Here is a 25,101-nt window from a genome sequence, read left to right as displayed (position 1 = left end):
GCGAGAGCGGCAGTCACACTGCCGGTTTCGGGCTGACCTTGCAATAGACCTTGCGGACATAGCCGGTCGTCTTCCAGGCGTTCGAAACACCACGGTCGACGATGAAAGGCTCATGCGGATGGAACAGGCGGCTTTCGCCGATGGCGTTGGTGATCTCCACTTCCCCCTGCACGAAGTACATCAGCTCGTAGTCGCCGAACGCGGCGAGCTTGCGCGTGTACGCCGACGCCTCCCAGAGGCCGACGCTGAACCGGCCGTCCGCGCCCGTATAGATGACCTTGCGGCCGACGGTCGGATGGGGCGACGTCAGGATGAGATCCGCGGCCGGACCGTCGATGGGGTCGAGCGCGGCGTCGAGCTTCGGCACGATGACCGCCAGATCGTCGGCGTTCTCCACAGGCACGGAAGGGCTGGCAGGAAGGTCGGCGTGGAGCATGAAGAAAATCCGCGTGCCCGCCGGCTGCGCCCACGTCGCCTTCAGGCCGCGCGGCACGGCGGCCGTATCGCCCGGCGCAAGCTTCGTGACCCGGCCCTTCGCGTCGGTAATGGTGATCTCACCCGCCACGACGATGAGAAACAGGTCGACGGACAGCCCGTCGACCGGGCCGTCGAAAGCCTTCAACTCGGCCTCGCCGGCGAAGGCGCCGTGGGCGTCGTTGCGTGTGTAATAAAACCCGCGCGAAAAGAAGGCATTTTTCGCGAGGTCGGCATTCTCCGAATCCACCCACGGCAGGAAGGCGGCGCTGCGGGTTTCGGAGCGGTCGAATTCGATGATGGGATACATGCCTGTTCTCCTGCATTGCGTCGGGACGCCGGACGCCCGGATGGTGGACGGGGCGGCGAATTCAGTGTGTGGCCCGGGCGGGCGAAGCCTGCTCGCCGAGGCGCGGGAAACGCGCGTCGGAAACGGCGTCGTGTAACCGGTACCACATGACGAGCGCCCCGATCAGCTGGCGATGGATCGCATGATAGACTTTCGGCCGCAGCGGCGTGACCGGATGCACGGCATCCTGCGGGCGGCCGAGGGCGAAGGCGGCCAGATCCCGGCCCATGACGGTGCCGATGGCGATCCCCCGGCCGCTGAAACCGTATCCCGACCACAGCCCCGGCGCCAGCGCATGCAGCCTCGGGTACTCGTCGGACGTCATATCCACCCAGCCGCCCCAGCCTTCCTGCCACCTGAGACCCTTCAACTGCGGATAGGTCATTTCGATGCGTCTGCTGCCGGCGCGCAGGAACGCCTGCCCGGCCATGTCGAACGGCGGGCCGTCGACGCCGATCTGCAGCCGGCCGTCGGGCCAGACGCGGATGCCCGAGAAGAGCTTGCGCGTATCGTTGAGCGACTGGCGGGCGGGCAGCACCGTCGCCAGTTGCTCCGCCGTCAGCGGCTCGCTGACCAGCTGATAGGCGCGGACCGGGAACACCTCCTCCCCGATGCCGGGGAAGAGCCGGCTGCTGGTGAAGGCGTTCGTCGCCAGCAGCACCGCGCCCGCCCGGACCTCGCCGCTGCCGGTGGCGACGACCCAGTCCCGCTGCTCCCGCCGCAGGCCGGTGACGGCGACCCCTTCATGGATGCGGGCGCCGGCCGCGATCGCCGCGCGGGCGAGCCCCCGCGCGTAGGCCAGCGGATTGAGCGAGCCGCCCCGGCGGTCGTGGAGCGCCACCCGGTAGCGCGGGCTGCCGATGACCTCGCGGCAGGCCGCGCCCTCCAGCAGCTCCACCGGATAACCCCGGCGGGCGAGGTCCGCGACCGTGCGCGCGAGGCCCGCTTCCCGCGAGGGAACATGCGCGGCGATCAGGTTGCCGGAGCGGACGACATCGCATTCCATGCCGTGCTTCTCGACGAGGCCGAAAACGAGATCGGGCGCGCCCGCGCCGGCCGCGTTGATCCGCGCGGCGACATCGGGCGGAAAATCGGCCTCCACCTGCGCGGGCATGAACTTGGCGGACGCCGCCACCTGCCCCCAGGCCCGGCCCGACGCGCCCCAGCCGACATGCCGGGCGTCGATGACGGTCACCTCCGTCCCGGCTTCAGCCAGCGAAAGCGCCGCCGACAGGCCGGTATAGCCGGCGCCGACGACGATCACATCCGACCGCGTTCCGGCCGCGAACGGCTGCGTGGCCGGAGCGGGCTCCGCCCGCCTGTCGAAATAGCTGCTCACGGGCTGTTGCCGGGGAGACAACAGGAAATCTGGATTCATGGACGCACCGGATCGTCATGGCGAAGACAGGAGCGGCCGCATCCCGGAGGAAGGCGTCCCTGTCCGGGCGCCATGCTTACACGCGCCGCCGCGCGGACGCATGGAAAAAATACCTCCTTCCCACAAATTTAGTAAAAAAGTTTCCGTGAACAGGGCGCGATCAACCGGGCCGCGAAGGCCATATCCGATTGTGTGCCAATGCGCCTATGATCGCGCCGGGCCCCGAACGGCCCAGACCGATTTGCGAAAGGACAGCCTCATGGCCAGACATTTCATGCCCACCGACGCCCTGGCGCTTGCGCGGAATATCCTGATCCTCCATGGCGCGGCGGATAACGTGGCGGAAATCGTGGCCGACTGCCTGGTGCGCGCCGAATGCGACGGCAGCCGCAGCCATGGCCTCGCACGCCTCCCCGACCATGTCGCCTCCATCCGCGCCGGCTGGGCAGACCCCGCCGCCCAGCCGGACATCCGGCAGGTGAAGCCCGGCCTGCTGCGCGCCGAGGGCAACAACGGCTTCACCCCCGTCGCGGCACGGCTGTCACGCGACAGGCTGGCGGCCATGGCGGCGGCGGAAGGCATGGCCGCCCTCTGCGCGCGCAACTCGCATCACATCGGCGCGCTGTGGTGCGATGTCGAACCGCTTGCCGAGTTGGGCTTCGTGGCCTTCAACTTCGTCCATTCCCGCCCCCGGATGGCGCCGTATGGCGCGGCCCGCGCGCTGATCGGCACCAACGCCATGGCGTTTTCCTTCCCGGACGGAAAGGGCGGTGCGATCACCTGGGATCAGGCATCGAGCCAGCTTTCGCTGGGTGACGTGCGGCTGCACGCGCAAGAGGGGCGGCCGCTGCCACCTGGAGTTGGGCTGACGCGCGCAGGCGAGCCTACGACCGACCCGGCGGAAATCCTGGCGGGCGGGCCGCTACTGCCGTTCGGCGGCCACAAGGGCGCTTCCATCGCGGTCATGGTGGAGGTAATGGCGGCGGCGATGACAGGCGCCGCCTTCGGCTTCGAGGACCGTTCCGCCGCCTATCCGGGGGCGGCAAGCTCCAACGCCGGCCAGTTCCTGCTCGTTCTCTCGCCCGAGGCCACGTCCGGCGGGGATGTTGCGGAGCGCTTCGCAGCCTTCGTGGCACATCTGCACTCGGACCCCGCCGTGCGCCTGCCCGGCGAACGCCGGCACGCCAACCGCACCCGCGCCGCGAAGGAAGGCTTCGACATCTCCGACGATCTGGCGAACCGGCTCGACGGGCTGCTAGTGCGCAAGACGTCATAAGTCGATCGGGCATACGCCGGGTCGCACGGCTCTGGATGGGCCGAAGACCCGGCTTTGAATGGCGCGGGCGTCTGATCTCACGCCGGCCTGACGCCCCCAAGGCACACGTACTTCAGTTCGAGGAACTCGTCGATGCCGTAGCGCGATCCCTCGCGCCCCAGCCCCGAGAGCTTGACGCCGCCGAACGGCGCTTCCGCCGTCGATATCAGCCCGGTGTTGACGCCGACCATGCCGTAATCCAGCGCCTCGGCCACGCGGAACACGCGCGACAAATCCTTCGCGTAGAAATAGGAGGCGAGGCCGAACTCGGTGTCGTTCGCCTGCGCGATGACGTCGGCCTCGTCGGCGAAGCGGAACAGCGGCGCGACCGGGCCGAAAGTTTCCTCCCGCGCCACCGCCATTTCCTTCGTCACGTCCGCGAGGATGGTCGGCTCGTAGAACGTGCCGCCAAGAGCGTGAGGCTTGCCGCCCAGCAGGATGCGGGCGCCTTTGCTCACGGCGTCGCTCACATGCTCCTCGACCTTGGCCAGCGCCGCCGCGTCGATGAGCGGGCCGAGTGTCACGCCCTCGTCGAAACCGTTGCCCGTCCTGAGCCGCGACACGGCCTGCGCGAGCTTTTCCGCGAAAGCGTCGTAGACACCGTCCTGCACGTAGATGCGGTTGGCGCAGACGCAGGTCTGCCCGTTGTTGCGGTATTTGGCGATGAGGGCGCCCTCGACGGCCGCAGCGATATCCGCGTCGTCGAACACGATGAAGGGGGCATTGCCGCCGAGTTCGAGTCCGAGCTTCTTCACCGTCGGCGCGCTCTGACGATAGAGCGCAACGCCGATCTCCGTCGACCCCGTGAAGGTGAGCTTGCGCACGGTCGGATTGGCCGTCAACTCCGCCCCGATCTCGGAGGCCGACCCGGTGACGACGCTGAAGAGGCCGGCCGGCAGCCCCGCGCGTTCCGCCAGAACCGCGAGCGCGATGGCGGAGAACGGCGTCTGCGAGGCGGGCTTCAGCACCATCGCGCAACCGGCGGCAAACGCCGGCCCGGCCTTGCGCGTGATCATGGCGTTGGGGAAGTTCCACGGCGTGATAGCCGCCACCACGCCGACGGGCTGTTTGAACACCAGAATGCGCTTGTCGGGCTGGTGGCCGGGAATGATGTCGCCGTTGACGCGCCGCGCCTCTTCCGAGAACCACTCGATGAAGCTCGCGCCATAGCCGATCTCGCCGATCGCCTCCGGCAGCGGCTTGCCCTGCTCAAGCGTCAGGATGCGCCCGAGGTCTTCCTTGTTGGCTTGCAGCAGCTCGAACCAGCGGCGCAGCACGTCCGAACGCTCCTTGGCGGTGCGGCTCGCCCATTCCCGCTGCGCGGCGGCCGCTACTGCGATCGCCCTGCGCACGTCGGCCGCGCCGATCCTCGGTACCCTTCCGATCGCCGCGCCGGTCGCCGGATCGGTGACCGTGATTGCCTCCTCGCCGGTCTCGATCCACTCACCCGCGACGAGCGCCGCCTCGCGAAAAAGCGTCGGATCCTTCAGGACTGTCATTGTTTCCTCCTTCATGCGGAAATTGTCGGGTGCCCTCCGCCAGGAACGCAAACATCCCCGAGGGCCGTCCGTCAAGCATCCGCGTTCAGGAGAGGATACGCGCGCGATACTCCTGGCGCCGGCTTCGGCGGCGGGCACGATATCGACGCCGCCGTCCGGACCGCTCTCGGCCTTGACGGGCAATCCGGATTTCGTGGTTGCCCCTGCTTCCGCCCGATGTAATTCCGATGCTATGGCCTTGTGACGCAACCTCCGAGGCCAACCATGTCGCTCAACCTGAACACGCTGCTGCCCCCTGTGATGCTGATCGTGTCGAACGTCTTCATGACATTCGCATGGTACGGCCACCTGAAATATAAATCCTCTCCGCTGCTGATCGCCATCCTGGCGAGCTGGGGGATTGCGTTCATGGAGTATTGCCTTGCCGTCCCCGCGAACCGGATGGGCAGCGAGGTCTATTCGACGGCCCAGCTCAAGACGATGCAGGAAGTGATCACGCTTGCCGTATTCTCCGGCTTTTCCGTCCTGTGGCTGAAAGAGGCGATAACCGTCAACCATGTCATCGGGTTCGCACTGATTGCCTGCGGCGCCGCGTTTGTGTTCCGCGCGTGAAACGGCGCCGCCGGCCCTCTCGGCGTGCCGGTCGCGGGCACAAGGCGCGCGGCGGCCCGGGCCGCCGTCGCGACAGGGACTTGCACAGCGGCGTTCAGGCCTTGCTGAAGTAGGCGTCGGCAAAATTGCCGTATATGCCGGTCGCTGAAACCGTATGTTGCCGCAATCTCTTGTGCGAGAGCGTGTACGAATAATTGCTGAGCAGATTGATGTCCGGCAGTTCGGCGGCGACGATCTGCTGGAACTTGTTGAAAAGCGCCACGCGCCGCGTCTGATCCGGGCTGACGGCTGCTTCCTCCAGCAACCTGTCGACCTCCGGGTTGCTGTAATGGGAGGCGTTCGAGAACGGCACGCCGGGCTTGAAGTTCTTCGACCAGTAAAGACGCTGGACACCGATTGTGGGATCGAACGTGTTGGTCATAGAATTGATGATCAGCTCGAAATCCCTGTCGCGATAGACGCGCTTGATATAGGAAGCGAAATCCTGCGAGCGGATCGTCACGTTGATGCCGACGTTCGCCAGGGCCGAACGGATGTATTCGGCGATCTTGACATCCGTGTTGTAGAGGTTGCGCGGGTCCGCGATGAGCTTGAAGCGGGTACCGCCCTCGCCACGCGGGAGTCCCGCCTCGTCGAGGAGCTTCTCGGCCTTGGCCGGATCGTGGGCATGGTGCGGCAGGTCGCCGGAAAAGAAGGTCGGCAGATCCACGCTGATCGGCCCGTCGACGACGGCGCCATAACCGTAGAAGACGGTATCGAGGATTGCCTGCTTGTCGATGGCGTGGGCGATCGCCTGGCGCACCGGCAGGCGCTTCAGATAATCGTTGTCGAGGTTGAATTCCAGCCGTGTCACCCCGGCGTTGAAAGCCTGCCCTTTCGTGGTGATCTCAAGGTGCGGCAGCGCCAGAAGCCGCTTCAACTCGCTCAGGGGCACCGAGCCCGTCGATGCGATATGCGCCTCGCCGGTCTCGAACAGAATGGTGCGCGCGCCCGGATCGGTGATGGTGCGGAAGACGATGCGGTCGACGTAAGGCTTCGGCTGGTCCCAATAGTTCGGGTTCCGCTCAAGCAGGATGTGGCTGCCGCGAACCCATTCCTTGTAGACGAACGGCCCGGTGCCCACGGGCCGCGCGTTGACCGGATTCGTGCCCGGATCCTTGCCCTCGTAGAGATGTTTCGGGACGATCGGAACCTCCGACGCGGGCAGCGCCCCGAGCAGATACGGCGCCGGCTGCGACAGCAGCAGCACGACGGTATGGTCGTCCGGCGTCTGGATTTCGGCGAGGTTGGCGAAGGTGCTGCGCGCGCGGGAATGCCTCTCGCTGACAATGCCGATGGAATGCGCCACGTCGGCGGACGTGAAGTCCTTGCCGTCATGCCATTTGACGCCCTGCCGCAGCCTGAACGTATAGCGCAGGCCGTCTTCGCTCACCTCCCATGCAACCGCGAGCTGCGGAATGGGCTTCAGGTCGAAATCGTAGTCCAGCAATCCCTCGACGATCTTGCCGCTGACGTCGCGCGAGACGTCCGGGCTCAGCAGCGCGACCAGATTGGTCGGCTGCTCCGACTGCACGAAGACGAGCGTGCCGCCATGGACAGGCTCTTCGGCACGCGCAGGCCGGGAAAACCATGGGCCACCGGCCAGAGAAGCCGCGGAAACAGCAAGGAGAGACGAGAAATGACGACGGTTCAGTTCCATAAGAGGGCTCGCAATAGAGTGGCTTGTTTGGCAAAGACGATGGAAAAACTATCGTAGTCAAAAAAGCCGAAGCCTGCAGAAGGTCGTTGACGCATTTTTTCTTTGGGCGCCTGAAACAATATTTTCTTCTTGAGAGATGATGGCGTGGTTGTCGATACCCGGACCGGAATTTCACCTCCGGCGTGAGAGAAACTTCCCCACCGAAATTTCGCACCCGCTCTCGTATAACTATAGTTAGATGAATTATAATTAAAATATAATATAGATTTGCAACCGCCGCTCGTTGTGATAACGAATGCTGACTAGTTGAGCTATGCTGACCATAAATATAACTATTCTAAATAAATTCTGTGAGCCAAACGGATTCTTGCCATGTCTTTCCGCCCCCGGATGCAGAGCTTTCATGTCGGGGTCGAGGTCGTCTCCCCCCTGAGCTGGCGTTCGTGGAGCGGCGTGGTCGCGGATGTCTGGGAGGTTGCTTGCCCGGGGGGCGCCTGGGGCGAGTACGTATCGCCAGACCCGCGCCTGTTCATCGTTCTGGAACAGACCGCCGGCACCGGAATGGCGGATGCGGGGATCGACATCGTCGACTCGGCCGACGGCGCCGTCCATCACGCCGCGAGCGCCGGCGGGAACCCCATCTGCTATATTCCGGCGGACTTGCGCATCTGGTCGCGCGCCGAGCCGCTGCGGCGACTGAGGCATCTCGATCTCCATTTCGACAGGCGTGCCCTTGAGACGCGGATGGGCGAGAAGGTCGACAGCCGGCGCCTCGAAACGCCGCGCCTGATGTTCGCCGACGACCGGGTTCTCCGGCTTGCGCGCCTGACCGCGGAAGAATGCATGCAGCCGAGCGGTCTGGACGACATGTACGGAGACGGCCTGATCAATGCATTGCTGACGGCGGTTCTTCAGCTGGAGAAGAAGGAGCCGCGCACGCGCAGCCGGCTGTCGCAATGGCAGTTGCGCCGCGCCGTCGCTTACATCGAGGACAATTGCCTGCGTCAGATCCGGCTTGAGGAACTCGCGGAACTCACGGGACTGTCCCAATCCTATTTCAGCCACGCCTTCAAGGCGTCGACAGGCCTCCCGCCGCATCGCTGGCTGATGCGGGCGCGGATAGAGAAGGTCAAGAAACTGCTTGAACATCAGGATGCCTCGCTGCCCGATGTCGCCGCCATGACGGGCTTCGCGGATCAGGCGCATCTGACACGCATCTTCCGCAAGATGGTTGGAACGACACCCGCAGCCTGGAAGCGCGACCACGTCGCCGCACGCTCCGTTTCCCGTCTCCCGCCGTCGGGAATGTTCCGCCCCGGCGTCCACAACAAGCCAGAATCGTCCGATCCAGCACAAGAACGTTCAATCCAGTATCCGGCGGTCGATGCTACACACGCCGTGCGACAAGATGGACTGCCATGAAACGGTTGCGCCGCAGCGTGACGGCTTCTGGCGACGTGCGGAAGAATGACGATGGCAGCGCGCCCCGGCTCAAGCTTTACACTCCTGTATACGACCGCTTTGTTCACGATTGGCCTGTCCTGGTCCGCGTTCGGGCAGGAGGCCGCGTCGGGGACCACACTGGATCCGGTGGTCATCGAGGCGACCGCAGGCAGCGAATCGGCGACCGGTCCCGTCAACGGCTATGTCGCGCGGCGCACCGCGACGGGCGCGAAAATCAGCACACCCATCGAGGCCATTCCCCAGTCGGTCTCGGTCATCGGCCGCCAGCAGCTCGACGATCAGGGCGCCCAGAAGGTCGACGAGGCCCTGCGCTACACGCCAGGTGTGTTCACACAGCCTTTCGGGCCTGACAGCGATACCAACTGGATGTTCATCCGGGGTTTCCAGGCGACGCAGAGCGGCACCTATCTCGACGGCCTGCCGCTGTTCAGCTATGCCTTCGCCGGCTTCTACATCGACACCTTCAATCGGGAGCGTATCGAGGTCCTGCGTGGGCCGGCCTCCGTGCTTTACGGCGGCAGCAATCCGGGCGGCATCGTCAACTACATCAGCAAGCGCCCCACGGGCGAGCGCAAGCGCTACTTCGAGGCCGGCATCAACGACGCGGGCACCGCCTATCTCGGCGTCGACATCGGCGACCGGCTGACCGACAAGTTCGACTACCGCTTTTCCGGCATCTTCATCGGCGGCGATGGCTATACGGATTTCGCCGACGAGTTGCGCGGCTCCTTCTCGCCGAGCTTCACCTGGCGGCCCACGGGCGACACCACCCTGACAGTGCTCGGCAACTATACATTCTTCGACCAGAACCACGGCGGCGGTGCCTTCCTTCCCTATATCGGCACCGTGCGCCCGGCACCCTTCGGGCGCATCCGCCGCGACGCAAACTTCACCGAGCCGGACATCGATTTCTACGAACGCCAGCAGGTCAGCGTCGGTTACGAGCTGGAGCACGCCCTCAACGATCGCTGGGCCGTGCGGCAGAACTTCCGGTTCGGCTACGCCGACATCGAGGAAAGCTCGCTCTATGCCTATGGCTATCAGGGCTTTTCCGCGGTTCCCGCCGGCCCGGATTTTCTCCTTGAGCGCATCAACTTCGGCCACAAGACCGATCTGACGACTGTGACCGTCGACAACCAGATCGAGGGCGATATCAACACCGGGCCGATCAATCACCGGCTGCTGTTCGGGCTCGACTACAAGTATGTCGACATGAACCAGATACAGGCCACGGGCGCGGCAACGCCCATCAGCGCCGTATTTCCCGTCTACGGCGCGTTGCAGGGCCTGCGCAGCGCGTATATCGATCAGAACATCAAGCAGAATCAGGTCGGTCTCTACGTGCAGGACCAGTTGCGTTTCGGCGACGGCTGGATCGTGACGCTGAACGGGCGTTACGATTATGTAGACACCAAGGCCAAGGGCACGCCCGAATTCAAGGGCACGGACGCGAAATTCTCCGGCCGCGCCGGTCTCGCCTATGAGTTCGACAACGGCATCACGCCGTATGCGAGCGTCGCGACCTTCTTCCTGCCCTCGGTCGGTTCCTCGCTCGCCACCAACATGTTCAAACCGGAGAGCGGGCATCAGTACGAAGTCGGCGTCAAGTACCGGCCTACTTTCGTCGACGGCCTGTTCACGGTGTCCTTCTTCGATCTCACGCGCCAGAACGTCATCACCGGGCCTTATCTTGCCGAAACCCAGATCGGCGAGGTCAACTCCCAGGGTGTGGAACTGGAAGCCAAGGTCAACATCACCGACAACCTGCGCGTGCTGGCGTCGTTCACCGCCTTCAATCTTGAGATCACGGACGACGCCGACACGTCGTTGATCGGCAATACACCCTTTATCGTCCCCGAGCAGCAGGCGGCGCTGGGCGTGGATTACACCTTCGACAGCGGCATGCTGAAGGGCCTCGTGCTGGGCGGCGGCGTCCGCTATGTCGGTTCCTCCTGGGTCGACAATGCGAACACGCTGAAGGTGCCGTCGGCCACGGTGTTCGATGCCCGGATCGGCTACAAGCGCGACAACTGGGGCGCCGATCTCAACATAACGAACCTCTTCGACAAGAAGTACGTCGCGAGCTGCCAGACCCAGTTCTCGTGCGGCTATGCCGAGGGGCGCGTGTTCAAGTTCAAGGCCCATATCGATTTATGACATCCCGTATCGACAGCGCCGATGTTTCAACCGTCCCCCTCTACGAGCTGGAGGGGGTCGGTTTTTCCGCGGGCTCCCGCACGATCCTTCCCGGCCTCACGCTGTCGATTGCACCCGCGCGCATTCACGGTCTCGTCGGTCCCAACGGCTCGGGCAAGAGCACGCTCATCCGGATGCTGGCGCGCCAACTCGATCCGACCGGCGGACGTCTCTGCTTCATGGGGCAGGACATCCGGAGCTGGAACCCGGGCGATTTTGCCCGTTCCGTCGCCTACATGCCCCAGTTCACGCCGCCCGCCGAGGGCATGACGGTGACGGAACTCGTGGCGCTCGGCCGTTTTCCGTGGCACGGAGCGCTCGGCCGCTTCACCGCGCGCGACCGGCTGAAGGTGGACGAGGCGCTGGCCGATACGGGCCTTGCGGGCTTTCGCGACCGGCTCGTCGACCGCCTGTCGGGCGGGGAGCGCCAGCGGGTCTGGCTTGCGATGATGCTGGCGCAGGATACCCGCTGCCTGCTGCTCGACGAACCGACCTCGGCGCTCGACGTCGCCCATCAGGCGGAGATGCTGTCGCTGGTGCGCAGACTCAGCCGCTCGCGCGGGCTTGGCGCGGTGGTCGTGCTGCACGACATCAACATGGCCGCCGCGATCTGCGACGACATCCTCGCGCTGCGCGACGGGGCGCTGATGGCACGCGGCGCGCCCGAGGCGATCATGAAGTCTGCCGTGCTGGAGGAACTCTATGGCCTGCGCATGGGGATATTTCCGCATCCCGGAACCGGCAGGCCGATTGCCTACGTTGAGTGAACGGCCATGCATCGTCACGCGATAACGCGCCGCGCGGCGCTTGCCCTGGCGGGCATGGCTTTCGGGAATGCCGCGCTGGCGCGGGGAACGGCGCAACGCATCGCGGCGATCGATTGGGCGACGCTGGAAACGGCGCTGGCGCTCGGCATGATACCCGTGGCGGCAACAGAACTCATCCAGTTCCGCAGGCAGGTGATCGTGCCGGCCGTGCCCGACAGCGTCACCGATCTCGGACTGCGCGGCACGCCCAACTTCGAGCTGCTGCGCATCGTCCAGCCCGACCTCATCCTGATCTCGAACTTCTATGAACACATGAGGCCGCTCTACGAACGCATTGCGCCGGTGTTCTCGGCAACTGTGTTCCGACACGGCGAGCCGCCCTATCCCCGGGCCGAGCAGGTCACGGCGGCGCTGGGCGAGCGTCTCGGCCTGACGGACGAGGCAAGAAACGTCGTCGACGGCACCCGCCGCGAACTCGCCGCGATCCGCGAGCGTCTTTCGGGCGCGGAGCGACGCCCGGTCTTCGTCGTCAGCCTGGGCGATGCGCGCCATTTCCGCGCCTTCGGCGACGACAGCCTGTTCGGCAATGTGCTCGGCATGCTCGGCTTCGCCAATGCATGGGAAGGCGCGTCAAGCTATTCCGCCGCCGCTCCTGTCGGGATCGAGGCGCTGGCGCGCGTGCCCGAGGCACGGCTGGTCGTCGTGGAGCCGACGCCTCCCGAAGTCCGCCGCGTCCTGGCGACGAGCGCCCTGTGGCGGGCGCTGCCCATGGTGCGGGAAAAGCGCGTGACGTTTATGGCACCCGTCAATCATTTCGGCGCGCTGCCGTCCGCCCGCCGCTTCGCGCAACTCCTCGCCGCCCCCCTGAACGGCGACGGGAGCGTTTCTGATGGCGGACGCTCTCATGGGTGAACGTCTGGCTGAAAGTCTGGCCGAGAATCTCGCACGTGAGCGCCGATCCGCCCGCCCATGGCTGTTCTGGGGTGCGATGGCCCTGCTCGCGGCCGCGCTGTTCGCGGCGCGGATAGTGCTGCACCTGTCCGATCCCGCCTTCGCCGCGCCGCCCATGCAGGACATCGGCCGGGTCATCCTCACGCACGGTCTCTTTCCCCGCGCCGCCGTGGCGCTCGTATCGGGGGCGGCGCTCGGCCTTGCCGGCCTGCTGCTGCAACGGGTGCTGCGCAACCCGCTGGCCGAACCGTCGACGCTCGGCATCGCCGCAGGCGCCCAGCTCGCCATGGCGGCCGCCACCATCGCAGCCCCGGGACTGATGGCGATCTCACGCGAGGGGGTCGCGCTGGCGGGCGGCCTCGGCGCGGCGGCGCTCATCCTGACGCTGACCTGGCGGCGGGGGCTGGAGCCCGTTTCCGTGGTGCTCGCCGGCATGATGACGGCGCTGACGGCAACAGCCGCCAGCACGGCGCTCATCCTCGCCAATGGCGACTACATGTTCTCGCTGTTCATCTGGGGCGGCGGCTCGCTCACCCAGCAGGATTGGGGTGCCACCACGGCCATCGCCACCCGGCTGGTCATCGTGACGGCGGCTGCCGCGCTGCTGCTGCGGCCACTCGCCATTCTCGGGCTGGACGACGCGGCGAGCCGCAGTCTCGGGCTGGCCGTCGACACCATGCGGCTCATGGTGATCGCGCTCGCGGTATGGCTCGCTTCGACCGTGACCGCCCAGGTGGGCGTGATCGGCTTCGTCGGCCTGGCCGCGCCCACGCTTGCACATCTCGGCGGCGCCCGCACGCTGCGGGCGCGCATGGTCGCCGCTCCGCTCATCGGTGCGATCCTGTTGTGGCTGACCGACGGCTGCATCCAGTTGACCGCGGGCAGCAATGGCGAGCGCATCCCCACCGGCGCGGCGACGGCGTTGCTTGGCGGCCCGCTGCTGCTGTGGCTTCTGCCGCGCATCCGCATGGCCGAGTGGCCGTCGCTGCACGCCGCCCTTGCCGCGGGAGCGCGCAGCGAGCGGCCGTGGCGACTGGTCGCCGTCATCGTCGTTGCCTGTCTGTGCATGGCGGCTGTCGGCCTTGTGGCGGGCCGCGGACCGGACGGCTGGACGATCGCCACCGGCGCGTTGTTCGCCGACCTGTTGACATGGCGGGCGCCGCATATGGGTATCGCCGCCGCGAGCGGCGCGATGCTGGCCGGCGCCGGCATGCTGCTGCAGCGGGTCACGGGCAATCCCCTCGCCAGTCCCGAGATCCTCGGCGTCGGCACCGGCGCGGGCGTGGGGCTCACTGCGGTACTCTATCTCGTCGACGATCCCGGCATCGGCATCCAGTTCGCGGCCTCCGCGTCGGGTGCCGTCATCGTCCTTGTGCTGATGCTCGCGATCGCCGCCCGCAGCGGTTTCGGCCCGGAGCGCCTGCTGCTCGGAGGCGTCGCCATGGGCGCGCTGTGTTCGGCCGTGCTGACGGCGGTGATCGCCACCGGCGGTGTGCAGGCACTCGCGCTGCTGCGCTGGATCAGCGGCTCCGTGAACATGGCCGCTCCGGAACAGGCGCTGCTGGCGGGGCTCGCCGCGCTGGCGCTGCTCGCGCCGCTTCCGTTCATGAGCCGCTGGCTCGACATCCTGCCGCTCGGCGCCGTGACCGCACGGGCATTGGGCGTTCCGGTGCGGCGAAGCCATGCGGCGCTGATCGCGCTCGCCGGCCTGCTGACGGCGACCGCCGCGCTGTTCGTCGGTCCGCTGAGTTTCATCGGCCTGATCGCCCCCCATCTGGCGAGGCTCATCGGCCTCGCACGCCCCCTCCCCTGCATGGCGGGCAGTGTCCTGATCGGTGCCGGGCTGATGATGCTGTCCGACTGGCTGTCACGCATGGTGGCCTTTCCCTACCAGCTACCGCTCGGCCTGTTCGCCGCCCTGCTCGGCGGCCCATATCTGATCTGGCTGCTCGGCCGTGGCCGCGCCGGCGCGGGACGCTGAAACGGAGAGCGCCCGCGATCGACGCGCCCAACGCTTGCACGGCGCGATGGGCCCTCAAGGCCCGATCCGGCGATCCGGAAACCGGAGGCAACGCACGGCCGGCGCGGTGTCCCGGTAACCTACTGATCTGAAATCCTTACTGCCGGCGCCGACCGGTGCAGTCAGATGGCGCTCCATTCGTCCATCAGGCTGCGGACGAGTTCGCGGATGAACGGGAACATGGGTGGCATGGAGCGCCCCGCCAGACGCACGATGGCGAACTGCGAGGGATCGGGCGCCGGATGGATCGGCAGCTCCACCAGTTCGCCGCCGAGGATGGCCGAATGGGCCGGCGCGAGCACGCCATAATAGATGGTATCGCTGGTCTTCGCAGTCTGCAGCAGTCCATCGATGGCGTCGGAATGGAAGGCGACACTCTCGTCGGGATGCGCATGCGGGCCATAAAGCGTCGTCAGGATACGGATCTGCTCTTCCGCCAGAAGCGTCGTCGCCAGCGGCCACGGCTGCAGATCGTCGAACGACGCGGCGGGGCGATGTCGCAGGGGGTGGGACGGCCTGACGAGAAAGCCGGTTCGCAGGATCGGCATGGGCTCGATCTGCAGATCCACTGTCGGCATGACACCTCGCACCTCCACCACCAGCATATCGAGCTTACGCTCGCGCAGCGCCTGGACCTGCTGCGGTATCGCGCCGTGCAGGAGCAGAACGTGAAGCGGCCGGCCGGCTTCCGCGAAACGGCCGAGCAATGGTGCCGTCAGAAGCGCGCTCGGCGTGGACCCGAGCCCGATCAGCATACGGCCCGCCTCACCGGCAATCTGCTGCCGGGCCACCTTCACCAGTTCATCCGCCTCGAAGAGAACGCGCCGCGCATGTTCGAGAATCACGCTTCCGAAGGCCGTCACCTCGCAGCGCCGGCCGATTCTGTCCACGAGCTTCATGCCGAGTTCGGCTTCCAGTTGCGCGATGCTGCGCGACAACGCCGGCTGCGTCAGATGGGCGTGAGCGGCGGCACGTGTGAACGATCCCCGCTCGGCGAGCGCAACGAAATGTCGTAGCTGCTGGATATTCATGCCGACCCTTCAAATCCATTCCTGATATGCATCATATATAAAATTACTATTCATTAGACAAATAGGAAGGCCGATCTTAGCGTGAGCCATTCTGTGCGAGCGCTCTTCGATCAGAAGTGTTTTTCGTTCGGGAATGATCGGAACATGCTTCGGCGCGTCATCCGGAAAGCGGATGCCATTTCCTGTAAGCAATTGCATAGAAAAAAAAAAAGGCGGGAGGAAGAGAGATGATGACAGATCGTCCCGCTCTCAAAGGATGAGTTTCAGTCATGGAAGAGATAAGCGAACTGGTCCGGCGGAACGCCGGCGAGTTCATCGCGCTGCGTCACGATCTTCACCGTCATCCTGAGCTTGCCTTTCACGAGCATCGGACGAGCGGCATCGTGGCCGATCTTCTGGCCCGTTGGGGTTATGCGGTCGAGCGGAATATCGGCGGGACGGGCGTTGTCGGCCAGTTGCGGCGCGGAAACGGTCCGCGTTCCATCGGCCTGCGCGCCGACATGGACGCGCTGCCCATCGCGGAGGAAACAGGCCTTCCGTATGCCAGCGTCAACGCCGGCGTCATGCATGCCTGCGGGCACGACGGCCACACGACGATGCTGCTCGCAGCGGCGAAAGCGATTGCAGAACGGAGCCGTTTCGAGGGAACCGTCAACCTGATCTTTCAGCCGGCGGAGGAATATGGCCAGCCGGACAGCGGCGCCGCCCGCATGATCGCGGAAGGGGTGTTCGACAAGTATCCCTGCGATGCCATTTTCGGCATGCACAACATGCCGGGCCTTCCGCAGGGGCAGCTCAACTTTCGCGACGGCGCCATGATGGCTGCCTCCGACAACGTGATCATCACGATCGAGGGACGCGGCGGACATGGCGCGGCACCGCACAAGGCCGCGGATCCCGTGGTCGCGACGGCGGCGATCGTCATGGCCCTGCAAACCATCGTGGCGCGCAACGTCGATCCGCTTGAGATGGGCGTCATCACGGTCGGCGTGATGCAGGCGGGCACGGCCGACAACGTCATTCCTCAAACCGCAAGGCTTGAACTCACCGTGCGCTCGTTCAGCGCCGCCGTCAGGGACTTGCTGCAGGAGCGGATCACGGCGCTCGTCAAGGCCCAGGCGGCCAGTTTCGGCGTAGAGGCGCGGGTCGATTATCGCCGGGGCTACCCCGCGCTGGTGAATACGGCCGCCGAGACCGCGTTCGCCCGCCGGGTCGGCCGCGAGGTGGCGGGCGAGGCGGCGGGCCATGCGGGCATTGTCGAGCAGACGACGCCGCTGACGGCGAGCGAGGATTTCGCCTTCATGCTGGAGCAGCGGCCCGGCTCCTACATCTTCATCGGCAACGCCGGCGCGGATGCGACGAAGGACTTCGCGCTTCACAGCGACCGGTTCGACTTCAACGACGCCAACATCGTCCCCGGCGCGGTCTACTGGACGGCGCTCGTCGAAAAATATCTGGAGGCCGCTTCGCCGGCCTGAGGTGCAAGGCATGGGGCCGTTTTCCATTAACCGGGATCGGAAAACGGCTCCCGTTCGTCAATCTTCGTCCGGACGGAGGCCCGGCTCCTTCTCCTGAAACGGCTATTACGGGGCAAGCTCATGAACAACAATAACGTAGCGACCGCTACGATGGCAGGGGGCGCCTTTACCGGTGCGGGCACGACGCCCGTCCCGGTGAAGGCGGTCGCCGCGGCGGTCGCGGGAAACGCGCTCGAATTTTATGATTTCATCGTCTATTCCTTCTTTGCCGTCTACATCGGCAAGACATTCTTCCCGCTGGGCAGCGAAACGGCGAGCCTGCTGGCTTCCGTCGCGGTTTTCGGCGTCGGTTTCTTCACCCGCCCGCTGGGCGGCGTGCTGATCGGTGCTTTCGCCGACAAGGCGGGCCGCCGCGCGGCGATGATCCTCACCGTCTCGCTGATCACTGTCGGCACCCTGGGCCTTGCCGCAACGCCGAGCTATGCCAGCATCGGCATCGCCGCGCCGATCATCGTGCTGGCCTGTCGTCTGTTGCAGGGCCTCGCGCTCGGCGGCGAGGTCGGCCCGGCATCCTCCATGCTGATCGAGGCGGCACCGAGCGGCAAGCGCGGCATCTATGCGAGCTGGCAGTTCGCAAGCCAGGGCATCGCGGTGGTGGTCGGCGGCCTTATGGGCGTTCTGGTCTCGTGGTCGCTCTCCCCCGAGGACCTCGCGGCGTGGGGATGGCGTGTGCCGTTCCTCCTCAGCCTGGCACTCATTCCGATCGCCCTCTACATTCGCCGCTCGTTGCCCGAGACGCTGGAAAAGCCGAGCGACAAGAGCGGCACGGAGATCGTCACCTCCGTGGTCAGGCAACAGGCACGCTATCTCACGCTCGGCATTCTCGTCATGCTGGGGACGACGGTCTCCACCCAGGTCGGCAACTACATGACGACCTACGCCATCCAGACGCTGAAGCTCTCCCCGACGCTCGCCCAGGCTGCAACCGTACTCGGCGGCACGGCGACTTTCGTCTTCGCACTGATCTCCGGCTATCTGGCGGACAAGTACGGCCGCAAGCACGTCATGATCTGGCCGCGCGTCCTGCTGCTTCTCGCGATCGTGCCGCTGTTCACCTGGCTGTCGGATTCGAAGGATGCCTCGGTGCTGCTGCTCGTCACGGCGACGATCACGGCGCTGACGTCGATGACCGGCGCCGCGAGCCTCATCGCCATTCCGGAGATGATGCCGATCGCCTTGCGCGCGACGGCCGTTTCGCTGATCTACGCCGTTGGCGCCACCCTGTTCGGCGGCACGACGCAGTTCATCATCACCTGGCTGATCGGCGTTTTCGGCGCGGTGGCGCCGGCCTGGTACGTGGTCGGCACCAGCATCATCAGCCTCGTGGCGATGGCCATGCTGCCTGAAACGCGGCATTATGACGTCAGGCGCTGAATGCGCCCATTTTGCCGCGGCGGCCGGTTTGGAACGCCGCGGCAGCGACCATCGACCGGGACGGCCGCCATGCCTCACGCGGGACAGCATACGGACAGCGATCTGGCGGACGGCGGTCTGAACGCCCGTCTGGCCGGAATGCTGCCGGACATCGTCCAGCAGATGGCCAGCCGCGTCGAGCGCGGAGAGGTGGCGCGCTACATTCCGCCGCTCGCCCGGATCGATCCACGAAAATTCGGTATCGCGGTCGTGTTGCGCGACAATTCGGTGCTGGTGGCGGGCGATGCGGACGAAGAATTTTCCATCCAGAGCATTTCGAAAGTCTTTTCGCTGACGCTGGCGCTCGGCAAGAAGGGCGACGGATTGTGGAGCCGGGTCGGGCGCGAGCCCTCGGGAGACGCATTCAACTCCATCGTTCTGCTCGAACACGAAAAGGGCGTTCCCCGCAATCCGTTCATCAACGCGGGAGCGATCGTCATCGCCGATGTGCTGCTTGCGACGCATCAACCCAAGGAAGCCATCGGCGAAATCCTGCGCTTCGTGCAATCGCTCGCGGACGACGACCGCATCTCCGTCGACCGCCACGTCGCGCAGGCTGAAATGGCGACGGGCTTCGCGAACGCGGCACTCGCGAACCTGCTGAAGGCCAACGGAAACCTCGACAATTTGCCGACGCATGTGCTCGGCGTCTACCATCACCAATGCGCGCTGTCGATGTCGTGCCGGCAACTGGCGCGGGCCGGCTTTTTCCTGACCTCGGGCGGCCGGCATCCCGTGACCTGCCGCCAGGTCGTGGCGCCCGAGCGCACCCGGCGCATCAGCGCGCTGATGATGACCTGCGGCCATTACGACGGATCCGGCGACTTCGCGTTCCGCGTCGGCGTGCCGGCCAAGAGCGGCGTGGGTGGCGGAATTCTGGCGATCGTGCCCGGCATTGCCTCCATCGCGGTCTGGTCGCCGGGCCTCAATCAGCAGGGCAATTCGCTGCTGGGAACCGAAGCGCTCGAGATTTTGTGCAGGCAGATGAACTGGTCCGTATTCTGAGGAGAACCTTGCTCAGCCTTTCCGGATATGCCTGCAGTCGCACCTTCCGGGATCATGCCCGCTATCGTCAGGCTGTCGTTGCGGGCAAGGGGCCGATGACCCCGTCCGACCAGATCGGCCGCCCGCCCCTGATGGTCGCGCGAAGACGCGGGATGCGCCCCCTTTCGGCGATGACGAGGTCTGCCCTCATTCCCTCCGCGATCCGGCCGCGATCCGAAAGGCCGAGGGCTGCGGCCGGGTTGGCGGTTGCCAGCGCCGCAGCCGCGGGCAGGCCGCCGGTGCCTGTCTCGCCGAGGGCGAGCACGGCCGGCAGGATCGCCGGGGGATGATAATCGCTGGCGAGAATGTCGAGCAGACCGGCGGCGAAGGCTTCGCGCGCCGACAGGTTGCCGGAGTAGGAAAGGCCGCGCAGGGCGTTCGGCGCGCCCATCGCGGTTGCCAGGCCGAGACGCCGCGCCTCGGCGGCGGCCTCCATCGTCACGGGAAATTCGCTGATCGTGACGCCCAGCCCGTGCAGCAGCGCCACCTTCGCGGCGCTGTCGTCGTCATGGGAGGCGAGGATGACGCCATGCTCGCGCGCAAGTCCGGCCAGCCCCTGCACCACTTCCATACTGTCACCCGCCTCGTCCCGCTGGGCGATGCGTTGGCGGACGTGTTCGGCCGCCTCCGCCGTGCCGATCTTCCGGGCTGCGGCGACATGGGCGATGTGCTTTTCGATGTCGCGATACTGACCCTGTCCGGGGGTGTGGTCCATCAGCGAGATCAGATCGACCGCGCCCTGCCGCAGGAGGGCCTCGACGACCCCGAGCGCGCGGGTGAAGGTGACCTCGAAGCGCGCGTGGACGCGATGGTCCACGAGCAGCTCGCCCTTCATCGCCATCAGCGTCTCGATCAGCCTGCGGGTATTGTCTTCCGAGCGGATATGGCCCTGAACATTGCCGGCGTTGAAGGAAAGCGCGGCATAGGCGGTGGTGATGCCGCTGCTCGCCAGCCTTTTGTCGAGTTCATAGATGCCGAGTTCCAGCGGCATGCGGACGTTCGGGCGCGGCTCGACCTCCTTCTCGATCATGTCGCCGTGCATGTCTATGAAGCCCGGCAACAACAGCCGTCCGCCGCCGGTGAAATCCGCGCCCGTAACCGGCGTTTCGCGGATCTCGGCAATCCATCCGTCCTCGATTCTCACGGCCCCGCGCTCGATGACGCGGTCTGCAAGCACGATTTCGAGATCACTCAGCCACATCGTCTGCCCCATCTGCGATCCGTATGGTTTCCAGTCTGATTTCCCGGTCGACCAGGCTGGCGACGTCTTCCGGATGATGAAAGACGCCGATCATCGCCACGCCGGACGCCTTCAGTTCCGCCAGCCGCTCGACCAGCGCCCGCCGCGCGTCGCGGTCGAGCGAGGCGGTCGGCTCGTCGAGCAGCAGCAGACGCTGCGGCAGGATCAGGGCGCGGGCGAGATTGACCTTCTGCTGCTCGCCGCCGGAAAAGGTGGACGGATAGGCCGGCCAGAGCTGGGACTTGACCCCGAAGGCGGTCAGCCATCGGCGCGCCTGCTCCAGCGCCTCGGCGTGGGGCGTGCCGGCGAGCCGCAGCGGCTCGGCGACGATCTCCTCGGCGGCCACGCGCGGGCGGGCATTGAGAAACTGCGTCACGAAGCCGATTTCGCGGCGGCGCAAGACGGCGATATCCACGTCGGCTGCCGCGGCGAGGTCGATCACGCCTTCGCGCGTGTGATAGTAAGCATGGCCTGCACGCGGCAGATAGGAACGGTAGAGCGTGCGCAGCAGCGTCGACTTGCCGGCGCCGTTTTCACCCGTGAGCAGGATGAACTCGCCCTCGTCGAGCCGGAAGCCGATGTTGTCGAAGGCAAACAGCGTGCGCTGCAGGTGGTGCATCTCGAACTGCTTGGAAAGCCCTTCGACGCGCAGCACCGGTGCGGGCGCGCGCGATGTGGAGGCGTGTATGTTCATGGCGTCCTCCTTCAGAGCTTCGCGTGCACGAGCTGTTGCGTATATTCATGCTGCGGATCCTGGAAGATCTGGTCCGCGAGCCCTTCCTCGACCACCTCCCCGCAGCGCATCACCATGACACGATCGGCCATTGTGCGTATGACGCCGAGGTCGTGGGACACGAGAACCATGGTGATGGCGCGGTCGCGCTGCAGCCGTTTCAGCGTGTCGAGGACGAGCGCCTGCACGCTGACGTCGAGGCCGGTGGTCGGCTCGTCGAGCAACAGCACCGCCGGTTCGAGCGCGATCGCCTTGGCGAGTTGCACACGCTGCTGCATGCCGCCGGAGAGCGTATTCGGCCGCGCGTCCATGCGCGCGACCGGAAACTCCGATGCCTCCAGCGCTTCGCGCGCGCGTTGGCGCAGTTCGGCGAAGTTGCGATTCCCGGCGATCAGCAGACGTTCGGCGACATTGCCGCTGCTGGTGTGGCCCATTCTCAACCCGAGATGCGGATTCTGGTAGACGATGCCGATGTGAATCGCGCGCAGCATCCGCCTCTGGAAGCGGTCGAGGGTGAAGAGGTTGCGGCCATCGGGACCCGCGGGTTCCCGGCCGGCAAGCGCCAGATGATAGGTGCCGGCGTCCGGCGTGTCCTCCAGATTCATCATCCTGAGCAAGGTGGACTTGCCCGAACCGGATTCACCGACGATGCCGAGCACCTCACCCGGATAGACGGTGACATCGACGCCGGCGAGCGCCTGCACGTCGCCGTAGCGACGCGCGACGCCGCGCATCGTCAGGATCGGCCTGGCGAGCATCAGCCGCGGCGGCTGACGTTCGAGGCCCGTCGGGGCAGCGACACCGGGAGCAGTCATCGAGCCATCCTTCCGTTCCTGTACCAGGTCTCACCGATCGAGACCGCCTCTCCTGCCGCCTTGCGGATATGCTTGATGCCGAAATGGCTGTCGGAGAGTTCGTAAAGCGAGGAGCCGTCTTCCTGCGGCAGTTCGTTCATGAAGAAGCCCCTGACGCCGCTGCGCCAGCAGGCCTTGTCCTGATGGTCCTCGACGCGATAGGGCACGTCGTCGAACACCAGCGGTTCGACGCTGGTATAAGGCGGTACGGCGTAGATGCGCTTCTCGCGCCCCGCCGAGAGGATCGTCAGGTGATCCGCCCGGTTCAGCTTCGGCACGTCCCAGCGCGGGATCGGCGAAGGGGTCATGACATGGCGGCCGTTAACCATGCTCGGATAGCTCGCGCCCTGCATGATCCTGCCCGACCTGACGAGCTGCTCGTACAGGATCAGCCACAGCTGGCCATAATCGGCGTCCGCATGCATCTCGCGGGCCACGGACATATCCGGCTGGACGGGGCGCAGCGGCTCGGGGTTCGGCACCTGCAGCACGAGGATCTGGTCCTCGCGCAACTTTTCCTCGGGGATGCGGTGGCGCGACTGGATGAGCGTCGCCTGCGTCGTGTCCCCGGTTTCGACCGTCCCCCCGACGCGGCTCACGAATTTGCGGATGCTGCTGGCATTGACGGAATCGTCGGCGCCCTGATCGATCACCTTGACGACCGCGTCCGGCTTCAGGAGCGTCAGCGTCACCTGCAGCCCACCGGTTCCCCAACCGCGCGCGATCGGCACCTCGCGGCTGGCATAAGGCACCTGATAGCCCGGTACCGCGATGGCCTTGAGGATGCGGCGGCGGATTTCCCGTTTCGCCGATTCGTCGAGAAAGCCGTAGCTGAAGGCGGACCACGGCCTGGTCAGTTCACTGAGTTTCACGGCACGGCCTCGTTCGTTTCGTGGCGACTTTCCTCTTCGGCGGCGATGGCGGCAGCCTGCTGCCGGTCCGCCTTGACGCGGCGCAACGCATCGAGGTGGGACTGGAAGGTGACATAATGGGGAAGCTTGAAATGCACGCAGAAGCCGGAGCTTTCGACCGCTTCGGTGTGATAGAGGATGAATTCCTCGTTCGAGGCCGGATGCGGATCGGGCTGGCCGGAAGCCAGGTCGAGCGTCGCGGCGGCGATCGTCTTCACCTCGTTCCAGCCGAAGGTGGCGGAAAATCCGAGCTGCAGGCTACCGCCCGACTTGGAGACCACCTCCGTCTGGCTGACGCGCACACGCCCGGCGCTGAAGACGGTGCCGCACGGGTGGCGCATCCTGACCGGAGCCTCGGCGAGACGCAATTCGTTGACGGTGGGATGCACCGCTCCATAGCCGCGCATGGTCGCATAGCCGAGCGCCAGCGTGCCGCCGGTGTCCGCGCGCGCCAGGCTTTGCAGCTTGTGGGCGCGGCTCACGGGAAAAAGCAGGGGCTCGCGGGTGATGTCCGGGATTTCGTCGGGCTCGACGGATTCGGCCGGATGGTCCGGAATTAGGTCCTGCGCCTTCTGCCACTCGGCGAGCGAGGGTTGGGTGGCCGGGGCGGGTTCAGCCGCCGGCTCCACGGGCGCGGGCCGATATTCCTCCCCGTTCAGCACGCCGACCTGCAGGAGGCGATGGGAGTAGTCGAGCGTCGGCCCAAGAATCTGCCCACCTGGAATATCCTTGAAGGCGGCGGAGATGCGCCGCACTGTGAAAAGGTCTGCCTGCCGGACGGGCTCGGCCACCGCAAGGCGCGGCTGCGTGGTGCGATAGGCGCGCAGGAGCAGAAGGGCCTCGTAGAGATCGCCGCCGGACTGGGCGAGCGCGAGCGCCGCGAGATCGGGCTCGTACAGCGATGCCTCGCCCATGAGACGGTCGACGAGATAGGGAAGGCCGTCGCGCACCGCCTCGACCCGTTCGCGGCCGATCGCGCCGATATCCGCGCGGTAGAGTCTCTCGGCCTGTTCGATGGCGCGCTCGCCGCCGCGGGTTGCCACATAGGCCATTACAATACCTCGACTTTCGTGGAGCGGGGAATGCCGATCAGCCCGTCGCCGTCGACAAGATAGAGATCGAAGCCGAGCGGATAGCGGATAGCGCTCTCGCGCATCGGCCAGAAAGAGGGATCGACGCCACCCGCTTGCAGCGTGATCGCTTCCCTGATGCCCGGCCCGGAAAGGCGCAGGCGCGGCCCCCGGCCGGCCGGCTCCTGGCCAAAATGCGCCGGCGCGAACAGCGTCGCCGCCTCGTCCGGATAGGAGAGCGTGCCGACACGCAGCCCCGCCAGTGCCGTCACGTCCTCCGGCGAGCCGGCCGGCGCGAAGACATAGTCGGCGTCAGCGAGGGAAACAGCCCGCGCGCCGGTTTCGGCAAGCCTTTCGGCCAGCGCCGCATCATGCCGGACATGAAAGCTGCATTCACGGTCGATCAGGCTTTCGGCCAACGCCGCGAAACCGGCAAGCGGAAGACGCCGGATGAGGCCGGGCCGGGCAAGCGCCCACATCAGTTCCTCGAAAGCGGCGTTGGTGCGGCTTTCCGCGGCCGTCGGGAGAAGCTCAAGGCTCATG

General features: G+C 66.0%; 20 protein-coding genes and 1 pseudogene. 10 read left to right on the top strand and 11 right to left on the bottom strand.

All coding sequences use genetic code 11. The features are described from left to right. Window positions 1–13 precede the first annotated feature (13 nt). The gene (locus tag FHS82_RS07095; protein WP_166950384.1) at window positions 14–784 is read right to left on the bottom strand and encodes a cupin domain-containing protein; all 771 of its coding nucleotides are present in this window, start codon (window positions 782–784) and stop codon (window positions 14–16) included. Window positions 785–845: 61 nt separating this feature from the next. After that, window positions 846–2,201: an NAD(P)/FAD-dependent oxidoreductase gene (locus FHS82_RS07090; RefSeq protein WP_166950382.1), complete on the bottom strand. Its 1,356-nt coding sequence runs from the start codon at window positions 2,199–2,201 to the stop codon at window positions 846–848. Window positions 2,202–2,460: 259 nt separating this feature from the next. Here FHS82_RS07090 and FHS82_RS07085 point away from each other — a divergent pair, with 259 nt between their 5' ends. Then, window positions 2,461–3,477 (top strand): Ldh family oxidoreductase, encoded by a 1,017-nt coding sequence (locus FHS82_RS07085; RefSeq protein ID WP_166950380.1) that lies wholly within the window; start codon window positions 2,461–2,463, stop codon window positions 3,475–3,477. A 77-nt stretch (window positions 3,478–3,554) separates the two neighbouring features. Here FHS82_RS07085 and FHS82_RS07080 read toward each other — a convergent pair whose 3' ends face one another. After that, window positions 3,555–5,015 carry an NAD-dependent succinate-semialdehyde dehydrogenase gene (locus FHS82_RS07080; protein ID WP_166950378.1) on the bottom strand — a complete coding sequence of 487 codons (1,461 nt, stop codon included), beginning with the start codon at window positions 5,013–5,015 and terminating at the stop codon, window positions 3,555–3,557. Window positions 5,016–5,279: 264 nt separating this feature from the next. Between FHS82_RS07080 and FHS82_RS07075 the strand changes: the two genes are divergently transcribed. After that, a complete protein-coding gene (locus tag FHS82_RS07075; protein ID WP_166950376.1) occupies window positions 5,280–5,627 on the top strand; it encodes a DMT family protein in 348 nt (115 codons plus the stop codon). A 94-nt stretch (window positions 5,628–5,721) separates the two neighbouring features. Here the strand turns inward: FHS82_RS07075 and FHS82_RS07070 are convergent, their stop codons facing one another. Beyond that, window positions 5,722–7,326: an ABC transporter substrate-binding protein gene (locus FHS82_RS07070; RefSeq protein WP_166950374.1), complete on the bottom strand. Its 1,605-nt coding sequence runs from the start codon at window positions 7,324–7,326 to the stop codon at window positions 5,722–5,724. Window positions 7,327–7,698: 372 nt separating this feature from the next. Between FHS82_RS07070 and FHS82_RS07065 the strand changes: the two are divergent. From FHS82_RS07065 to fhuB, 5 genes and pseudogenes are all read left to right on the top strand, one after another. Further along, a pseudogene (locus tag FHS82_RS07065) lies at window positions 7,699–8,598 on the top strand (helix-turn-helix domain-containing protein); the annotation flags it as partial. A gap of 201 nt (window positions 8,599–8,799) precedes the next feature. Beyond that, complete coding sequence (locus FHS82_RS07060) at window positions 8,800–10,947, top strand: TonB-dependent siderophore receptor (protein WP_166950369.1); 2,148 nt, start codon at window positions 8,800–8,802, stop codon at window positions 10,945–10,947. Further along, complete coding sequence (locus FHS82_RS07055; protein WP_166950367.1) at window positions 10,944–11,753, top strand: ABC transporter ATP-binding protein; 810 nt, start codon at window positions 10,944–10,946, stop codon at window positions 11,751–11,753. The genes FHS82_RS07060 and FHS82_RS07055 overlap by 4 nt, the downstream gene beginning before the upstream one ends. Before the next feature lie 6 nt (window positions 11,754–11,759). Then, entirely contained in the window at window positions 11,760–12,665 is a 906-nt protein-coding gene (locus tag FHS82_RS07050) for an ABC transporter substrate-binding protein (protein WP_166950365.1), read from the top strand. Next, window positions 12,643–14,685, top strand: a complete 2,043-nt coding sequence (gene fhuB / locus FHS82_RS07045; protein WP_281351102.1) for a Fe(3+)-hydroxamate ABC transporter permease FhuB — start codon at window positions 12,643–12,645, stop codon at window positions 14,683–14,685. The genes FHS82_RS07050 and fhuB overlap by 23 nt, the downstream gene beginning before the upstream one ends. Window positions 14,686–14,846: 161 nt before the next feature. Here the strand turns inward: fhuB and FHS82_RS07040 are convergent, their stop codons facing one another. Continuing rightward, window positions 14,847–15,755, bottom strand: a complete 909-nt coding sequence (locus FHS82_RS07040) for a LysR family transcriptional regulator (protein WP_166950363.1) — start codon at window positions 15,753–15,755, stop codon at window positions 14,847–14,849. 269 nt (window positions 15,756–16,024) lie between these two features. On the opposite strand from FHS82_RS07040, the gene FHS82_RS07035 reads away from it, so the two are divergent. The 3 genes from FHS82_RS07035 to FHS82_RS07025 all read left to right on the top strand — a co-directional run bounded on the left by FHS82_RS07035 (window position 16,025) and on the right by FHS82_RS07025 (window position 19,711). Continuing rightward, window positions 16,025–17,233 (top strand): M20 aminoacylase family protein, encoded by a 1,209-nt coding sequence (locus tag FHS82_RS07035; protein WP_166950361.1) that lies wholly within the window; start codon window positions 16,025–16,027, stop codon window positions 17,231–17,233. Window positions 17,234–17,353: 120 nt separating this feature from the next. Then, a complete protein-coding gene (locus tag FHS82_RS07030; protein WP_166950358.1) occupies window positions 17,354–18,667 on the top strand; it encodes an MFS transporter in 1,314 nt (437 codons plus the stop codon). 138 nt (window positions 18,668–18,805) lie between these two features. Then, window positions 18,806–19,711 (top strand): glutaminase, encoded by a 906-nt coding sequence (locus FHS82_RS07025; protein ID WP_166951360.1) that lies wholly within the window; start codon window positions 18,806–18,808, stop codon window positions 19,709–19,711. A 67-nt stretch (window positions 19,712–19,778) separates the two neighbouring features. Here the strand turns inward: FHS82_RS07025 and FHS82_RS07020 are convergent, their stop codons facing one another. Genes FHS82_RS07020 through phnH form a run of 6 tightly spaced genes read right to left on the bottom strand, consistent with a single transcriptional unit; the run spans window position 19,779 to window position 25,100 of the window. Next, on the bottom strand, window positions 19,779–20,951 hold the full coding sequence (locus FHS82_RS07020) for an alpha-D-ribose 1-methylphosphonate 5-triphosphate diphosphatase (RefSeq protein WP_166951358.1): 1,173 nt from the start codon (window positions 20,949–20,951) through the stop codon (window positions 19,779–19,781). Then, on the bottom strand, window positions 20,938–21,684 hold the full coding sequence (locus FHS82_RS07015) for a phosphonate C-P lyase system protein PhnL (protein WP_166950355.1): 747 nt from the start codon (window positions 21,682–21,684) through the stop codon (window positions 20,938–20,940). Before FHS82_RS07015 ends, FHS82_RS07020 begins: the two co-directional genes overlap by 14 nt. Window positions 21,685–21,695: 11 nt before the next feature. Beyond that, window positions 21,696–22,538 carry an ATP-binding cassette domain-containing protein gene (locus FHS82_RS07010; protein WP_166950352.1) on the bottom strand — a complete coding sequence of 281 codons (843 nt, stop codon included), beginning with the start codon at window positions 22,536–22,538 and terminating at the stop codon, window positions 21,696–21,698. Further along, window positions 22,535–23,449 (bottom strand): alpha-D-ribose 1-methylphosphonate 5-phosphate C-P-lyase PhnJ, encoded by a 915-nt coding sequence (locus tag FHS82_RS07005; RefSeq protein ID WP_166950341.1) that lies wholly within the window; start codon window positions 23,447–23,449, stop codon window positions 22,535–22,537. Before FHS82_RS07005 ends, FHS82_RS07010 begins: the two co-directional genes overlap by 4 nt. Beyond that, a complete protein-coding gene (locus FHS82_RS07000; RefSeq protein ID WP_166950338.1) occupies window positions 23,446–24,540 on the bottom strand; it encodes a carbon-phosphorus lyase complex subunit PhnI in 1,095 nt (364 codons plus the stop codon). Before FHS82_RS07000 ends, FHS82_RS07005 begins: the two co-directional genes overlap by 4 nt. Beyond that, the gene (gene phnH / locus FHS82_RS06995; RefSeq protein ID WP_246225171.1) at window positions 24,540–25,100 is read right to left on the bottom strand and encodes a phosphonate C-P lyase system protein PhnH; all 561 of its coding nucleotides are present in this window, start codon (window positions 25,098–25,100) and stop codon (window positions 24,540–24,542) included. The genes FHS82_RS07000 and phnH overlap by 1 nt, the downstream gene beginning before the upstream one ends. Window position 25,101 lies beyond the last annotated feature (1 nt).

The sequence above is a fragment of the Pseudochelatococcus lubricantis genome (genome assembly GCF_011762225.1).
GTDB lineage: Bacteria > Pseudomonadota > Alphaproteobacteria > Rhizobiales > Beijerinckiaceae > Pseudochelatococcus > Pseudochelatococcus lubricantis.
Note: the sequence above shows the minus strand (reverse complement) of the source record. Positions and strands in the feature narration are given on the sequence as shown.

Bases quoted from the DNA above. Each gene is read 5' to 3' on its own strand.
- FHS82_RS07095 (WP_166950384.1), bottom strand. From the start codon at position 784: ATGTATCCCATCATCGAATTCGACCGCTCCGAAACCCGCAGCGCCGCC.
- FHS82_RS07090 (WP_166950382.1), bottom strand. From the start codon at position 2,201: ATGAATCCAGATTTCCTGTTGTCTCCCCGGCAACAGCCCGTGAGCAGC.
- FHS82_RS07085 (WP_166950380.1), top strand. From the start codon at position 2,461: ATGGCCAGACATTTCATGCCCACCGACGCCCTGGCGCTTGCGCGGAAT.
- FHS82_RS07080 (WP_166950378.1), bottom strand. From the start codon at position 5,015: ATGACAGTCCTGAAGGATCCGACGCTTTTTCGCGAGGCGGCGCTCGTC.
- FHS82_RS07075 (WP_166950376.1), top strand. From the start codon at position 5,280: ATGTCGCTCAACCTGAACACGCTGCTGCCCCCTGTGATGCTGATCGTG.
- FHS82_RS07070 (WP_166950374.1), bottom strand. From the start codon at position 7,326: ATGGAACTGAACCGTCGTCATTTCTCGTCTCTCCTTGCTGTTTCCGCG.
- FHS82_RS07060 (WP_166950369.1), top strand. From the start codon at position 8,800: ATGGCAGCGCGCCCCGGCTCAAGCTTTACACTCCTGTATACGACCGCT.
- FHS82_RS07055 (WP_166950367.1), top strand. From the start codon at position 10,944: ATGACATCCCGTATCGACAGCGCCGATGTTTCAACCGTCCCCCTCTAC.
- FHS82_RS07050 (WP_166950365.1), top strand. From the start codon at position 11,760: ATGCATCGTCACGCGATAACGCGCCGCGCGGCGCTTGCCCTGGCGGGC.
- fhuB (WP_281351102.1), top strand. From the start codon at position 12,643: ATGGCGGACGCTCTCATGGGTGAACGTCTGGCTGAAAGTCTGGCCGAG.
- FHS82_RS07040 (WP_166950363.1), bottom strand. From the start codon at position 15,755: ATGAATATCCAGCAGCTACGACATTTCGTTGCGCTCGCCGAGCGGGGA.
- FHS82_RS07035 (WP_166950361.1), top strand. From the start codon at position 16,025: ATGGAAGAGATAAGCGAACTGGTCCGGCGGAACGCCGGCGAGTTCATC.
- FHS82_RS07030 (WP_166950358.1), top strand. From the start codon at position 17,354: ATGAACAACAATAACGTAGCGACCGCTACGATGGCAGGGGGCGCCTTT.
- FHS82_RS07025 (WP_166951360.1), top strand. From the start codon at position 18,806: ATGCTGCCGGACATCGTCCAGCAGATGGCCAGCCGCGTCGAGCGCGGA.
- FHS82_RS07020 (WP_166951358.1), bottom strand. From the start codon at position 20,951: ATGTGGCTGAGTGATCTCGAAATCGTGCTTGCAGACCGCGTCATCGAG.
- FHS82_RS07015 (WP_166950355.1), bottom strand. From the start codon at position 21,684: ATGAACATACACGCCTCCACATCGCGCGCGCCCGCACCGGTGCTGCGC.
- FHS82_RS07010 (WP_166950352.1), bottom strand. From the start codon at position 22,538: ATGACTGCTCCCGGTGTCGCTGCCCCGACGGGCCTCGAACGTCAGCCG.
- FHS82_RS07000 (WP_166950338.1), bottom strand. From the start codon at position 24,540: ATGGCCTATGTGGCAACCCGCGGCGGCGAGCGCGCCATCGAACAGGCC.
- phnH (WP_246225171.1), bottom strand. From the start codon at position 25,100: ATGAGCCTTGAGCTTCTCCCGACGGCCGCGGAAAGCCGCACCAACGCC.